The following is a 14,895-nucleotide window of genomic DNA, read 5'->3' on the forward strand; positions in this document are numbered from 1 at the left end:
AGTAATGTTGTTGAGCCTGATTTCGTCCTTAAATGCGTAGTAATTTAATACCGGCTTTCGTTTTCGCCATCTGTCTGCCTGTGTCATCCGTGGTTTGGGAACAGGCAAGATGTCATAAATTCTCACGTCAAATCTTGCCCTCCGATAACAATATGGATTGTGTTCTGATCATCCCTTCCAGATGAGCAAGATGTGCATAATCGATATCGGTCAGTGTCGTTCGGCGGTCTATTTCATCGTGACAGGCAGAGCAAGCCCATGCGCCAAATAGATCATGCGGCTTCATTCCCATGCCACTAATACCCGCCATTCGATAATGAGCCAGAACCACTGTCTCGCTGTTGCCATTACAAATGCCGGGAAGCCTGACCTGACATTCCCGACCTCGCGCTTCTTTCCGTAAATTTGCCATCTTATTCCCTAATTATTTGATTTAAATCCTGTGACCGTAATAATTCAGCGCGTAGCGTGTCTCTGTGAGTTTTACGCCCTGACATACAGCCCATGCCTGTGAATATTCAATTAAGCTGCTCATGCGCTTCATGCTCATTCTAGCGGTGCTTTCCCTTGCCAGCGGCACCAGCTCCCCCTCCAGCCCTGCGATTAACTGCCCTTCTTTTCCAGTCGCTTTAGCGTGACCAGAAACGAAAATGCATTTCCATTCCGGTGTCTTCCACGTATTGCCCGCCCACTCAATCCCCTGTTTAGAAACGTCACCACATAACGCATGGAACTTGTCGTTCTGCGGTAGTGTTCGGCTTGAATCTGAGATAGTGATTTGAATGGGGAATTCGTCGTTGAGGGGTAAGTTATCGAGCGTGACTATCAGATTTTTGAGTATGTGCGCATTTCGTAGCAGAAAGATCTGCTTATCGGTTGAGTACACGGTACTGCCGCCTGTATAAACAGGTCATCCCCACCGGCAAAAAAGCCAGCCTCAATATCGTCAAGTTCTCCTTTTTCAATCTAAAAATGCAGTGTCAGATTCACTGCGGGGTGAAGCAGGCCTGAGCCTGTAAGAGTTGTAGTGCTCTTTGGCAGCGGCGTCACTTTCAGCGGTAAACCGACAAAAAGTGACACCTTTAAGTTCAGTAGACAGTCAATAAAAATAGTGCAGCGTTGAAATGCCAGCAGGTACAGCAAAACGCCGCAAGATTAAATGTCAAATGGTAGTAATGAGTTAAATGTTTAGGTGTAAAAATTTATCTGATGAATAATTCAAACAGAAATAGTGGGAAGTATGAATCGGATGTACAAAATCCATCCTATTATTTATTGAAGATAAAGGAAAATATGCTTTGTGTTGATATAAAAGATAAGTGCATGAACTAATGTTCACTACACTTGATTAGTAATATAAAAACACCTTTGGGGGGTATTTTTCGTTTAAGAAACCTTCATCATCAGACAAGGGGTTTATGTCTGGCAATACCTACTTCCAAAGGTGTGCAGGTGTACCGCAATCTTGCTCTCCCTTTCAGGCTACGGGAGTTTTATTTTGCCGCTTCATACTGATCCTTTCAGGCAATGAATCATCTTCTGTATAGAAGATATTAATGAACTTGAAAAACAGAGTCAAACCAATAATCAAGGCAAACGGGTCTAAATTAACCAATGGTTTTTTAAGAGACGTTTGCCCTGAACTCTTATTACAAACCCTAGTTTTCCAAAAATATTTCCTGACCATCAATAATTGAGAAAACACTGTCTAAGTACTTTTTACTTAGCTTACTATCAGTAGCTTCACGTAAATATTTTGGTATGCGCTCAAGAAACTCAGACCGTGAAAGTGGTTGATGCTCGACCAGAGCTTCAATCATTGCTGGTCTAAGCAATCTACTTTCAGGTGGAATATCAGGATATATTACGTTAATCACTTCCTGAGCGAAGCATTCGAGGCGTACTCTCAAAGGCTCAGACGTATTATTATAGCCAGTAATATTTGTAGTATTTTCGTGTTGTTTAGAAACTAATTCAGAAATAAATTCTTCTTCGAAATAAGTCTCGTCAGTGATTACTGTTTTCAGTTGATTTAGTTCCCGAATAATGGGGGATAAAACTTCATCCGGGTTACTGAACCAGTCTGTTGACCAAATACGACGAATCTTCCATCCCAAGCGTTCCAGCACATCCTGCCGCAAGCGATCCCTGTCCCGAGCTGATTTAGCGGAATGATACGTAGCTCCATCACACTCGATACCCATCAAATAACGCCCCTGCTTACTAGGATCGCGAACAGCGATATCAATAAAAAACCCAGCAACTCCCACCTGAGACTCACAGCTGAAGCCAATATCTGCCAGCGCTTTAATGACGGCTACTTCGAAATCACTGTCGGGCGCTTTGCCGGTGAATTGGGCAATTCCATCCATATTTCCCTTTTCAGCGAAGTGTAAAAATCCTCGTAAAGCCTGAACGCCACGTTTAGATGTTTCCGTTATCTGAACATCTTCCGCTCGCATTGAACTGAAAACATGCATGCACTTTTTAGATCGTGTGAACAGAACGTTTAACCGACGCCAACCAACATCTGAATTGATCGGACCAAAACGTTGATAAACTTTGCCATCAGCTTCCCCCGGTCCGTAAGTAAATGAAATGAAAATGACATCGCGCTCATCACCCTGAACGTTTTCAAGATTTTTGACAAAGAGGGCATCACTTTTAGCTCTTAGCTGGTCAATTGCTGTCTCGGCCTGCTTATTTTCACGACACATATCTTCAATAGCCCTTTCAATCTGTTCACGCTGCTTTGAGTTCATCGCAACTATACCCAGAGAGGCTTCAGGCGAATGAATTGCATGGAAGGCGACAGCCTTAGCAATAACCCGAGCTTCTTCAATATTACGCTGGTTAATGAAACGCCCCTTTTTAACGAAGCTGAATTTCACGCCATACTCTGAGGTTTTAGCATTAGGGGAAGGAAAGACGACTAAATCACTATTATAAAAATGGCGGTTGGAATAGGCGATCAAGCTCTCGTGTTGAGAGCGGTAATGCCATCGCAAACGACGCATTTTGAAAAGTGGCAGAGACGCATCAAGAATACTGTCAGTCTGGCTTACAGCAGCGGTATCTTCGTTATCATCATCAATATCTGCACGGTCAAAGAAGCTAGTCGGAGGAAGTTGTTTAGGATCACCAACAACGACAATTTGTTTACCGCGCGCGATAACGCCTAAAGCATCTTCAGGTTTAACCTGTGAAGCCTCATCTATTACAACGAGATCAAAATCCATATCACCGGGTTGAAGATAGTTGGCAGCGGACATCGGTCCCATCATGAAACACGGTTTCAGCTGAAGTAACGCCCGCCCGGCTCGCTTGATAAGTTGGCGGATGGGGACATGCCGCGTCTTCTTACCTATCTCATTTTTAATGAGAGCCATTTCTGTATAGTCTGACTTTCTTCCTCCTGATGCACCAAGGGGAACATCATTACTCGCAATACTGGCTGCAATACGTTCGCGTTGCAGCCTCTGAAGTGCCTTGTCATAATCACGGAATGTTTTCTGCACTGCACTCCGGCTATTACCCGATACTCGCAAAAGATGCGGGCGTTCTGAAGCGACTTCGCGTGCCAGTTGATCAAAAATAGCAACTTGCAAACCTGAGTCGACATGTTCAATGGTAAGCGTATGACCCATTACCGCATCACGGATACGCTGTAATCCACTACTTTCAATATCTTTAGATACACGTGTAAAGTTTATCCAACCGTTCAGCATACGCGGATTAGATATCGCCTCTTTATTACGTGTGATTAATGCAGATAAACTGTCTCGGCATGGCTTGTGCCATTGTTCAGTCTTAAGCTGGGTCTCCTGTGCAAAATGGATCTGTAAGTCAGTCTGAGTTTTCCATTTATTCTGAAGGGAGAGCAAGTTCTGTTGAAGGCTTTGGTACTCATTACCATTGGAGAATTTTTTAATTGCCTGAGCCAAATTGGAGCTCTGGATGTTTTCACGAATTTGCTCTGTAAAAGTAATGGATTGGGTTATTACATTCAGAGGACGTGAGTTATTTTTTCCTGCTCCAAAAACAATCTCATCAGCTATTGCAAAAATTTTACTTGGCAATACATCTTCGTTTAAAGTGTGTTGTTTTTCTTGTATCTGATGCAAGACAGTAATCTTTTCATTTACCGTATTCAGATCAAGCTGCTCAGCTATAAACCATTGCTGAATTGGAGTCAGTGCATCTGTAAGATTATCTATAAGTGATGCAAAAATGTTTGCCTTGCCAGTCAGCATTTGATCATCTTCAGGAAACAGCACACTTGGTGAGAAAGTTTCTTCGTACTCTTTCAGCTTCGCGAGATGCTGTGAGATTTGAGCACTAACTCCCTGATCTTTTAACTGCTGGGTACCTTTGAAGATTTGGCTATCTAGAGTCAATAAAGTACTACCAATAGCCACATTAGCCCCGAAGCCAATTCCCCAGCAGCTACGCACTTTGCTGTACCATTCTCGAATCTGTTGCAATTGGCTCGGCTCGGTTTTCACCCCCCGATAAAGTTCTCCGAAAATTTGAGTAAAATTACGAGCCTCAAGCTCACTTATCTCTTGAACATACTGACGAAGTTTAGGTAAATCGCTATATAGCGTTTCCCATTTTATATTCGATTCGTTGGATAAGCCGATCAGCATCCTTTTAGACTGGCGCCATGAGCTATTTAACCAGCTGAATAAGCCTGGATTCTGCAAGCTATTTTCAATACTCTTAAGCTGCTCATCATCAGGCACTTTATTTAATGCAAAACGTGGACTTAATTGGTCATGTAATGTATGTAACGATATCAGACGCTGGTTTAGCTCTTCAATCAGTGAATCAATGCCTTCATCATCAAATCTTTCGTGTCGGTACTTGATTAATTCGCTTGGCAATTCAGATGCAATATCAATAAAGGTCGCTATCTGATTGAAGCCTTGTGGAGTAGCGGGCAACCTGTCTGAAACCGAAGATGGCAAAGATTCCAGTAGTGCGGAGAAATGTTCACTATCCGATTCAAAAGAAGAACGTAGTTGCTCTAAACTACGAATTAGTCGAACAACATCAGTAAGCGTGGTTGTTTTATCAAGCCCAAACATATTAATGATATTGGGAAAGTCAGGTACAGAACCTCCCTCTTCCAAAATCCGTAATTTTTCAGGTGCAAGGTAGTCGGCTATATGACGGTAGTCAGCTTGAACAGTATTGAAATCCCTCAACCAGTTTTTCAAATGATCAATATTATTGTCATCAAATCTGGTGTAGGCTGGGAAATCTACCTCTGCTGATAATTCTGGAAGTCGTTCAGCCAGCTCAATCAACTGGGCCTGCCAACTAATATTGTCATGATTTTCTTCGTAAATATCGTATTTATGTAAGAATACTAAGAGAACCTGCTGCCATGAACTTAGTGCCGTATTCCATTCTGACAGACTTGAAACGATTCTTTCTGAATCGAACATCTGAATATCCACGTTATTGACACCGTACCAAGGATGCTCCCACAGCTCGGCCTGTTCACCAACTTGTTGACGAAATTCTACGACGACTTCTTTAAACTCTTTAATTTGGTCACGTAGTTTTAACTGGGTAACGCGATCCAATTTCTGTCCTGACAGGTTTTCTATATGTAACTGTGTTGGATCAATACCCAATTCATCCCGATAGCGCGTTGCTCCAGTCAAAATCTGATGGATAGTAAGCTCTGTATTCTTCCAAACCTCGTTAATTTCCCGTGCATAACTGTTTAATTGACCCTTTAAATCTTCATAGCGTGAAATTTCCGCACCAATTTTAGTCGGTGTTTTTTGCAATGACGGATTATGTAGGCGTTTCTGAATATCCTCTAATACCTTGCGCTTATTAGACTTATGACTGTGCAGTTCCAAACAAAAATCACCCAACCCTGCTTTATCCAGCCGATGCTTCACTACCTCCAGCGCAGCAAGTTTTTCCGCAACGAAGAGAATCTTTTTACCGCTCAGCATTGCAGCAGCAATAAGGTTAGTAATAGTCTGCGACTTGCCTGTTCCGGGTGGCCCTTCAATCACCAGATTATCGCCGTTTACAGCATCAATCAGCGCGCTGTGCTGAGAGCTATCAGCATCATAGATAAGCGGGAATTTCTCGTGAATGTTGTCAAAAGTATCTATTGGATATTCTGTCGACAGACTGGTTACATTGGAGCTATCTTCCGTCTGAGAAGTAAAAAGGCGTTTAATCACCTCATGATTCAGTAAATTTTTACTGCCTTGAGGCCAGCGTTCAGGATCAAGATCCAAATACATCAGCATCTTGCTAAAGTTTAATAAACTTAATGCTCCATAACGACGAACCTGCCAACGCGGCTTATTTTTTTCGATGATTGCCTGTATTTGTTTGAAGTAATCTTCAGGTAACATCTCATCATCTAGGTTTGGTAGTGCAATACCAAAATCGCTCTGCAATTTTTCCTGTAATGATAGGTTAGGAAGAATGTCCTCCCCAGTGTAACGTAAATGATAGCGATACAGACCAGCCTGTGGATCAAGTTTACCTTTTTCAAGCGTAACTGGAATGGTAAAGAGTGGAGCAAGCCGAGCTTTGTCTGAATCATCACTTTCATACCATTCTAGAAAGCCAAGAGATAGGTAAAGTATCCCTGCCCCTGTCTCTTCAATAGCGACTTGTGCCTTGCTATAAATAGATCGTAAAATGGCTTCCAACTCGGCAGGATAATAAAGAGTTTGTATTTGATCATCGGCTGTAGATGTTTGTAGTAATGGCTTACGTAACGGTTTACCTGATTTCGTATCACGTTCAAATTCATCAATATCTTTATAACCAAGCCTAGTAAGTAGCGTATCGAGATGTTCACAAGAAAGCTCTGAATTGGCCTCAGCACTTCTGATGCCGGTTAAAGAGCCATCGTTGTTTTTCAAATACTCCAGAATGACGTTTCTTGCTTTTATAACCAACTCATAATCTTCTGATGAAACATTGTATTGAACGCAGCTAGGTAACACATAATGGGTATTTATACCGAGCTTACCAGCCCAGGTTTTAGCATCAGGCAATGATTTTTTCGCCTTTACTTCTACAGATACTGAGGAAGCCTCTTTTCCCAGAGAGACAAACTGCTGTAACTGTGCTTTGGTCGGTTCTGGGACAGGAGAGAAGTGCATTACCTGCTCCGACATAAGCGTTTGGAATAGTTGATCTGGTAGCCCGTTGACGATCCGTAAGGACGATAGTCTCTGAGTAATAGGAAAATTTAATAACCGGTTTCGTGATGTCAAATCCAACAGCTTACGCCGCATATCCTCAAGGGATTTGAGAATATATCCTTGCGAATCGTCATTAACTGAAGAAGGGTGTTCCGCCATAATATGCCTTGTGAATTAATTGTCAGCAAAAAGATCACATGAACTCGCCAAACCGTCTAGACGACGGGATTATTTATTAGGGATAAATAACAGCGTCACTTGATGCTATTCTGTCCGATAAAAAGAGCTTGGTTTTGATTGCTGATAATGACGAGTTCAAATAAAAGTGCTTGCAGAAAAAAGGGTATATACCCTTTTTTCTGCAAGCACTAGGATAACAAAATCATACCCTGAGTAATGATGAATACAAACGTAAAATTAGGATCTGTTGACGTTTTGTGTTCATCATTTATTCTAACCACATGGGTATCGCGTGCCCCTCCACCTTTAATTGCCGGTTCAAATGAGCTGTGATATTCCGATAACCATTGGTTACCCGTTGCCCACAGAGCTGTTCAATCCTCGGTAGCAACAGCGCATCCTCCGCTTTATTACGGCGCTCAGAACATCCCTTCTGGCGATCCATGATCCGCAAATACAGGTTAGAGCGCAGCTACGACTCGGACGACAGGAGATCGCCCGGTGATAGCATGGGTATGCGCGATATCAAATTTTTTGCCTTGGCTATCTCCAGTGCTTCTTTCAGGGGTTCCGCTTCCATCGTTTTACGGCCAAGCAATTGCTCAAGTTGCTTGTTTTTTCTGTAGCGCTTTGTACTCAGCCAAACAAATCATCCTGACGCGCTACGCTTGTCTTCTCTGGTTTGTCCGGCTAATACATTAACCAGACAAACCAGAGACTTTGAAAAACACTATTCCTGCCAGAAAAAACTTATTCACAGCCTACCCTATTAAAGAATTAGGAATAAAACTGTTCACCCTATTCACCTTTGATTATTTTCATTTAAATTCATATTGTTAAATGATGATAACTTGAAATCAGACTCATCACCACTCTTCACCAACCGTTCATCTTCAAATCAGGAAATGGTGAATAGTGATGAAGACTTGTGAACAGTTTAAATATAACCATTCACCCTATAATATATTGATATATATGTTTAAATTACAAGGTGAACAGTAGTGAATACTTTTTTATATTTCTTTGAAAATTATCATCAATAAAGAAAAAAATTATTCTTCTGGCAGGTTATCCCTTATCAGTTTTGGCATCCACTCAATAGCCGTGTCGATATTCAGGTTCAGATTGCTGCGAATGCCGTATTTGCTTTTCTTACGCAGGTAATACTGCCCATACTCTGCCAGTGCGCCCGGCATATCCATACCAAAACGGGTTACGGAAACAGGTTTATTCAGATTGTTGCCTTTCATATAAGCAAGGTAGGCATGATAAAGGTACTTACGGGGATTGAACGGCACAATCTCTGCATTACCAATTAACAGGCCGTCAGTTTCATGGGAAGCCACCAGATAACCGCAGAAATCGACTAATGGATCGGTGCCACGTTTGATATCCAGCGCTTCTTCTGATTTTTGTTGCTCTGCCAGTAAACGCCTTGCAGCTTGTGGGTCAGCAAACCGATGCAGCAGATGCCGAATAATTACAGGCAGTTCTGCCGCGATTTTATCCCGTAGAAGTGGATCACGTTCATTTTCCGGCACAACTTCGGAAAAATTGAAGATTACCCGACGCCGTGATACGCCACCACTGCGATCACTGAAACTCATGGCGTTATTGTTTACCGCCAATACCACAGCAGGGATGCGTGTTGAATAGGGCTGTTTATGCTTCGGGTCGATAGCGACTTCATCCCCACCTGTAATGGCCTTGATGCCGGAGCCGTCGCCCACATAGCGAGTTTGATCTGGCAGAATAATCAACGAATATCCCACAATCAGCGCCCGTTCCCGTGGGTTTTCCAGCGCGGCCATACTCGCAGAAACAGTGTTGCCTTTGCCTGCCAGCATTGAACAGATTTCAGCTAGGATGCTTTTGCCACTGCCTCCGGCACCGGTGATTTCCAGAAAAAACTGCCAGTCGTAACGGTTCGCCAGCACCATAAACAGGGCTGCCAGTACTCGATCAAATTTGTTCTCACAGTTGGCTGTTGCCCGATTGAGCCAGCGCCAGAACTGTGAAGCATGATCTTGCAGGGTTTCCCCCGAAACAGGGGAATTGAACGCAACATCATTGGCAAGCAACAACCAGTCACTTTTACGATGAGGCCGGAACTGGCAGGCTTTCAGGTCAAACACGCCGTTACTGAATCCGATTAAGTGACGTTCTGGTGGTTGCATCATGGGAAGCTGTAATTTAAGAGCATCCACGGCAGAGCTGATACCATGCGGTGAATACGGCAGTTTCTCTTCCATGAAAGCAGCGACCATTTCCCGTTTTAAATCGCGATCACTGACCGGACGCCAGACAATGCCGTCATAGTGATGCACGGTTTCCGAAGCGCCATCCAATGCTAAATCACTATCATAACGTGCCAGTAAGACTTCTCCACGCTGGCTGGCTCCCATCTGGCATAATGTCAGCTTGGAAGATTCGGTATCATTAGGTTGAGCGGCTGCTTTTTTCTTTGTTCGTGCGGGTTGATAAAGCCCCTGAGCAAAGGTCAGCTTTGCCCTTTCCACACCATATTGTTGGCGGTAATCGTCCCAGTCGGCTTTGTACTCTGTCGGTGGTAACGAGATCCAGCCATTCACCGCCAGCGCTGCTTTTTCTGCTGAAATCCTGCCGATATTCACTTTCGGTTTGCCGTTCTTATCCAGCTCGTCGGGATGATGCCAGTCGTTATCTGCTGCAATAATAATTTTGGTGTCCGACCAGCGTTCCCGAACCGCTTTAGCCACAGAATACAAATTACCGGCATCCAATGCTGCTAAAACAGTGCCTTTATAAAGCTGACTAACTGTAAGTGCAGTGGCGTAACCTTCGGTAATAATCACTGTGTCGTGGTTATCTTCCAGCTCAGACAAAGCGATAAACGCACCTTTTTTCTGGCTGCCAGACAGTAATTTTTTCTCTCCATTGGGTTCGATAATTTGTGCACCTGTTACTTTTTTATCCAGTGTTGTCAGTGCCAACAAAGTCGAATTATTGAGCAATAGCCGCTGATTAGGAAAATCCAGCCCTTTTGCAGCTAGATAGGGCGATTGACCAGCGACAGTTTGCGCCATTAGTGATACCACTTTTTCGGCAATTGACTGCGTAGTTTGAATGGTTTCTCTGGCGGGCTTGGGTTCTGGCAAAGGCAATGCCAGTACGCCCGCAATGATTTTTGCTGCCTCAGTGATGGAAATTCCTTTGGTTCTTGCCACTAAATCCAGTCCATCACCATAGTTCGGGGTATCACACTGGCGGCAATGCCAGTTGCCATGATGGTGATCATCGATAAAGTGAAAGCGGTCAGTACCGCCACAGACAGGACAAGCACCATGTTTTCCCTTTGCCGGGATATCGATGCCACAAGCAGACAGCAGATTTTCCCAATGGTACATAGCGGATTTTTTCACGGTCTGAATCAGGTCACGTGGATTTTGGCTGCTCGTATGATCTGAAGATGTAAATTTAGGGTGAGTTTGGGTATGCTGTATATCAGCCATCATCGTTACTCCGTATAACGGTTGTTGGTCAGACGCCTCAGATGTGTTCGCGCACACTGAGGCGTTGTTTTTTTTATGTTACGTTTCTTATGTCAATTCTTTTATCTGTTATGCCGCTCGTGATTCCGCGATCCGCTGGACAATCCAGTTATCAATTTCTGATTCAACAAAGGCGATTGAGCGAGAACCAAGTTTGACCTGTTTAGGAAACTCTCCAGCACTAATCAGTTTATAGATCCACGCTTTGCTATAACCCGTTCTGCGTTGAACTTCCGGCAAACGAATAAGGTTTTCCTTCGGTGCTGTCATTGTCATATTTTTTCTCCTGTTACCGAGTCCTTGAGCGTTCATCGTGGACGTTGTTTGATGACAGGCGGATTATTTAAAATGCAAGATTAAATGAACAGCGTTAATTGTTTTTCCGATTTGTTGAATTTATTTTTTATACGAAATTCGACTTTTTATTTGTATGTTGTATGAAAAACAGGCGCGTGTGCCACGAGCACAACAGCATGAAAAACAACCACATCTTTACGCCCTTTTGCCAAATTTTCCGATCAGGACATTTTCGCCTCGTTCCAGCATCTCCATATAATCCGCATACCATTGCAGCATTTCCCGGCGACCATCCAGATACTGAGCGTGGTTGTAAGTACCCCGAATGCTGTTCTTGTCAACATGAGCAAGTTGGGTTTCAATCCAAGCTGTGTTATAGCCTTGCTCGTGCAGGATGGTACTCATGGTATGGCGAAAGCCGTGGCCTGTTGCCCGTCCATCATAACCAATTCGCTTAATAACCTGATTGATAGCGGCTTCACTCATTGGCTTACCCGCATCGTTACGACCGGGAAAAACGTATTTCCCGCGTCCTGTAATCTCATGCAGTTTAATAAGAATGCTTTTAACCTGATTTGATAGTGGGACGATGTGAGGGCGGCGCATTTTCATTCGTTCGGCAGGGATTTGCCAGATATCGTTATCGAAATCGAATTCAGTCCATTCCGATTCTCTCAGCTCAATGGTGCGTACTCCGGTCAGCATCAGCATACGTGTTGCTGATTGAGTGAGCAGACTTCCACTATAACCACTCAAGGCGATGAGGAAATCATTCATCTGGTCGGCTAAAAGATGTGGAAAATGTTTTTGCTTGGGGGCTTTAAGTGCGCTGGCAAGATCAGTAACGGGGTTGAACTCTGCCCGTCCGGTAATAACGGCATAGGTGAAAATTTGCCGACAGGCCTGTCTGGTTTTCTTCAGTTTATCCAAAACACCGCGTTGCTCCATTTTTCGGAGCACAGCCAGCATTTCAGCAGGTTTGATCTCGGTAACAGCACGTTTACCAATATACGGGAAGATGTCTTTTTTCAGATATTCGAGAATGTCTTCGGCATACCCTTGTGACCAGTTTGGGCGTTTATATTCGTGCCACTCAATAGCGATGGATTCAAAACTATTGCTGACCGCAAAGACTTTGGCGGCCTTTTCTGCTCTCTTTTCTTCTATCGGATCATTACCATCTGATAGCGTCCGTCGTGCTTCATTTCTCTTGGTTCGAGCTTCGGCAAGGGAGATTTCAGGATATACCCCTAATGCGAGCAATTTTTCCTTGCCTGCAATCCGGTACTTTAACCGCCAATAGCGAGAGCCATTAGGATTAACCAATAGATAGAGTCCGCCACCATCGGCAAGTTTGTAGGGTTTTTCTTTCGGCTTTGCAGTGTCCACCTGTCGGGCTGTTAACTTCATACGGGGGTATCTCACTTCATTGAACCTGAACGTACCCCTAAATATACCCCTATAAGATCGTAGATTTCAACATACCTTACTAGACTACAGGAGAAAGGAAAAAGGCTAATACTGCGTATTTACAGGGATTTTGTAGACTTAGGAAGACGTTACGATATGAATGGATGGTACGCCCTACAGGATTCAAACCTGTGACCTACGGCTTAGAAGAGAGTAAGCCCATCTTTTAAATCAACGAATTACCGCATTTATCAGTGCTCACACGTCCCACCTTACCGAAAGTTACCCGTAGTTACGTGCGGTTGCCTTTCGATACCTGTCCCAAATCCGTCCCACTTAATTTGATAATGGTCGTGGCTTAAAAAACTACAAAAGCCTATCAGCAAGGCGTGTCAATAAATCCATTTTCTCATGAAAAATTGCCACGATTAATGCCGGAGCACTTTCGCGTGGCAAACAAAAAACATAATGATATTCACAACGTGCCATGCGCAATGCCGGGTAAAGTTCGCTCATGTCCTTGAAAGATCCTTTTCCGCAAGCGAGACGCTCAATACCTTGCTTAAGGGTAGTGATGTAGCGGCGCGTCTGTGCATTACCCCATTGTTTACGTGTGTAACGAATAATTGCGCGTAAATCAGCTTCTGCAGCTTCCGTCAGTATATAATCCATTAATCGCGTCCGTTCTCGGCAAGTTCTTCATTAAGGATTTCATCAATGCTTTTCCCAGACAACTTGCCTTCTGTCCCCTCATTGATCCGTGTATTCAACAAGGCTTTTAATTCTTGCCATGCCTGATCATCATTAGTCGTGTCAGGGAACAAACGTTCAAGCGTATATTGCTTGATTGTCTTGCCTTGCAAGGCTGCTAATGCTTTCAAACTTTTGTGTTGCTGATCGGTTATATCGATAGTTAAGCGACTCATAATTAATTCCTCATAGGTTTCCCACAAACCCACATTAGCACATATGATGTTTTGTGGCTATTTATTAAACGCCTGTTCAATACCGTCTTGTCCGACAGCCGAAGTTTTCGGGTGCCGATATCACGAGCAGGGATGGGGAATTCCCACAAAGAGATGCCGCTATCTATGCTAAATTAACATCGTGTTAAATGTAGAAAATATTAATCAGTTTATTTTCGTTTGGAAATTATTTCACTTTCTGTTTATTTGAATGACTGGAATTTATCTATTTAATGTCAATCAATCATTTTTTATTGCGCCCTTTTAAAAACATCAAATAAAAAACTCATTTCTCAAGAAGTTTTTTGATCTATTTCACGAAATAAAAATGATCATGATTTCGTAAAATAAATTATTAATTTTTTATCTTTATCTCATAACGTTACGAAAAACCTATCTTTTATGGATGAATATCTAATAGCCTGATGCGCTAACTATATACGTTAATTGAATATGTTATTCTAAAACGGCAATCATTTTAATTTTTTACACTGTTATTGTCGGATGCCATTTTTTATTCCACTTGATTTAATTTGGCCTTCACCCATCAGGTATTTATTATTGCCCTCCATTTTTTATCACAGTTCCGCCAATATATTTGGATAACAGCATCCCTTCAATTTATCGAAAAACAAAGGATTACATCCTTAATTGACGAATTTATCAAAGACAATTTGAGTTAAATTTAACTCTTGTGCCCGAATGTTATGGCCTGCGTTGTTATCAGTCGGGATGACCTATTACATAACATTCCATCATCTCAGGGAGACAGAATAGATGTCAGTGAAAAAACACGCCACAACATTGCAGAGAGGAAAATCGCTGTTAGGACAAGGACAGCAAACGGCACAAATGGCAAAACAGGCCAAAGGTTTGTTGACAGGTGCAGGCGGGAGTACTGGTGCCGGTGGCCTCATTAATGGTGGCGGCTTTGCCGGTGGAGCCGGACAAAAAGCCGGAATGACAGCTCAGGCTGCCATGGGTAACTCCTCGGCAGGTAAGCTGTTACAGCAAGCCGGTCAGGTATTGGGATTACTGGGGGGCGCTGACCCCAGTGGCCTGTTATTCACTCTGACGGCAGGCGGATTGCCGGCACAGACCTTTGTGGTCACCGACTTCAGCCTGAACGAACATTTCTCGCATCCCTTTGCACTGGAAGTCGGACTGGCAAGCGCTGTTCCCGCCATTGACTTCCCACTGGTGCTTGACCGCACAGCAACGCTGACCATTCTGCAAAACGGTATCGAACAGCGCAGCATCACCGGCATCGTCACCCGCTTTGAACAGGGCAATACCGGCCTGCACCAGACCACCTAC

At 43.4% G+C, this 14,895-nt stretch carries 10 protein-coding genes; 1 reads left to right on the top strand and 9 read right to left on the bottom strand.

Going from position 1 to position 14,895, the window contains the following annotated elements; translation table 11 throughout:
* Window positions 1–127 precede the first annotated feature (127 nt).
* The 9 genes from Xsto_RS18930 to Xsto_RS18965 form a co-directional block, all read right to left on the bottom strand.
* Entirely contained in the window at window positions 128–412 is a 285-nt protein-coding gene (locus Xsto_RS18930) for a DUF1364 domain-containing protein (RefSeq protein ID WP_099126075.1), read from the bottom strand.
* Window positions 413–433: 21 nt separating this feature from the next.
* On the bottom strand, window positions 434–886 hold the full coding sequence (locus tag Xsto_RS18935; RefSeq protein WP_099126076.1) for a recombination protein NinB: 453 nt from the start codon (window positions 884–886) through the stop codon (window positions 434–436).
* A gap of 772 nt (window positions 887–1,658) precedes the next feature.
* A complete protein-coding gene (gene hhe / locus Xsto_RS18940; protein ID WP_099126077.1) occupies window positions 1,659–7,355 on the bottom strand; it encodes a DUF4011 domain-containing anti-phage protein Hhe in 5,697 nt (1,898 codons plus the stop codon).
* Between the two features lie 289 nt (window positions 7,356–7,644).
* Window positions 7,645–7,821 carry a hypothetical protein gene (locus Xsto_RS21675; protein WP_169926694.1) on the bottom strand — a complete coding sequence of 59 codons (177 nt, stop codon included), beginning with the start codon at window positions 7,819–7,821 and terminating at the stop codon, window positions 7,645–7,647.
* A 607-nt stretch (window positions 7,822–8,428) separates the two neighbouring features.
* On the bottom strand, window positions 8,429–10,867 hold the full coding sequence (locus Xsto_RS18945) for a toprim domain-containing protein (protein WP_099126081.1): 2,439 nt from the start codon (window positions 10,865–10,867) through the stop codon (window positions 8,429–8,431).
* Window positions 10,868–10,975: 108 nt separating this feature from the next.
* Complete coding sequence (locus Xsto_RS18950; RefSeq protein ID WP_099126078.1) at window positions 10,976–11,182, bottom strand: helix-turn-helix transcriptional regulator; 207 nt, start codon at window positions 11,180–11,182, stop codon at window positions 10,976–10,978.
* 216 nt (window positions 11,183–11,398) lie between these two features.
* On the bottom strand, window positions 11,399–12,613 hold the full coding sequence (locus Xsto_RS18955) for a tyrosine-type recombinase/integrase (protein ID WP_099126079.1): 1,215 nt from the start codon (window positions 12,611–12,613) through the stop codon (window positions 11,399–11,401).
* A gap of 366 nt (window positions 12,614–12,979) precedes the next feature.
* On the bottom strand, window positions 12,980–13,285 hold the full coding sequence (locus Xsto_RS18960; protein ID WP_099111910.1) for a type II toxin-antitoxin system RelE/ParE family toxin: 306 nt from the start codon (window positions 13,283–13,285) through the stop codon (window positions 12,980–12,982).
* Window positions 13,285–13,539 (bottom strand): antitoxin, encoded by a 255-nt coding sequence (locus tag Xsto_RS18965; protein WP_099126080.1) that lies wholly within the window; start codon window positions 13,537–13,539, stop codon window positions 13,285–13,287. The genes Xsto_RS18960 and Xsto_RS18965 overlap by 1 nt, the downstream gene beginning before the upstream one ends.
* Before the next feature lie 816 nt (window positions 13,540–14,355).
* Here Xsto_RS18965 and Xsto_RS18970 point away from each other — a divergent pair.
* Window positions 14,356–14,895: contractile injection system protein, VgrG/Pvc8 family (locus tag Xsto_RS18970; RefSeq protein ID WP_280176252.1), on the top strand; the 540-nt coding region annotated here is incomplete at its 3' end.

This window comes from Xenorhabdus stockiae (genome assembly GCF_002632825.1).
GTDB classification, from domain to species: domain Bacteria; phylum Pseudomonadota; class Gammaproteobacteria; order Enterobacterales; family Enterobacteriaceae; genus Xenorhabdus; species Xenorhabdus stockiae.

What these genes read in the sequence shown, in the direction of transcription:
- Xsto_RS18930 (WP_099126075.1), bottom strand. Translation starts at nt 412, where the DNA reads ATGGCAAATTTACGGAAAGAAGCGCGAGGTCGGGAATGTCAGGTCAGG.
- hhe (WP_099126077.1), bottom strand. Translation starts at nt 7,355, where the DNA reads ATGGCGGAACACCCTTCTTCAGTTAATGACGATTCGCAAGGATATATT.
- Xsto_RS21675 (WP_169926694.1), bottom strand. Translation starts at nt 7,821, where the DNA reads ATGGATCGCCAGAAGGGATGTTCTGAGCGCCGTAATAAAGCGGAGGAT.
- Xsto_RS18945 (WP_099126081.1), bottom strand. Translation starts at nt 10,867, where the DNA reads ATGGCTGATATACAGCATACCCAAACTCACCCTAAATTTACATCTTCA.
- Xsto_RS18950 (WP_099126078.1), bottom strand. Translation starts at nt 11,182, where the DNA reads ATGACAATGACAGCACCGAAGGAAAACCTTATTCGTTTGCCGGAAGTT.
- Xsto_RS18955 (WP_099126079.1), bottom strand. Translation starts at nt 12,613, where the DNA reads ATGAAGTTAACAGCCCGACAGGTGGACACTGCAAAGCCGAAAGAAAAA.
- Xsto_RS18960 (WP_099111910.1), bottom strand. Translation starts at nt 13,285, where the DNA reads ATGGATTATATACTGACGGAAGCTGCAGAAGCTGATTTACGCGCAATT.
- Xsto_RS18965 (WP_099126080.1), bottom strand. Translation starts at nt 13,539, where the DNA reads ATGAGTCGCTTAACTATCGATATAACCGATCAGCAACACAAAAGTTTG.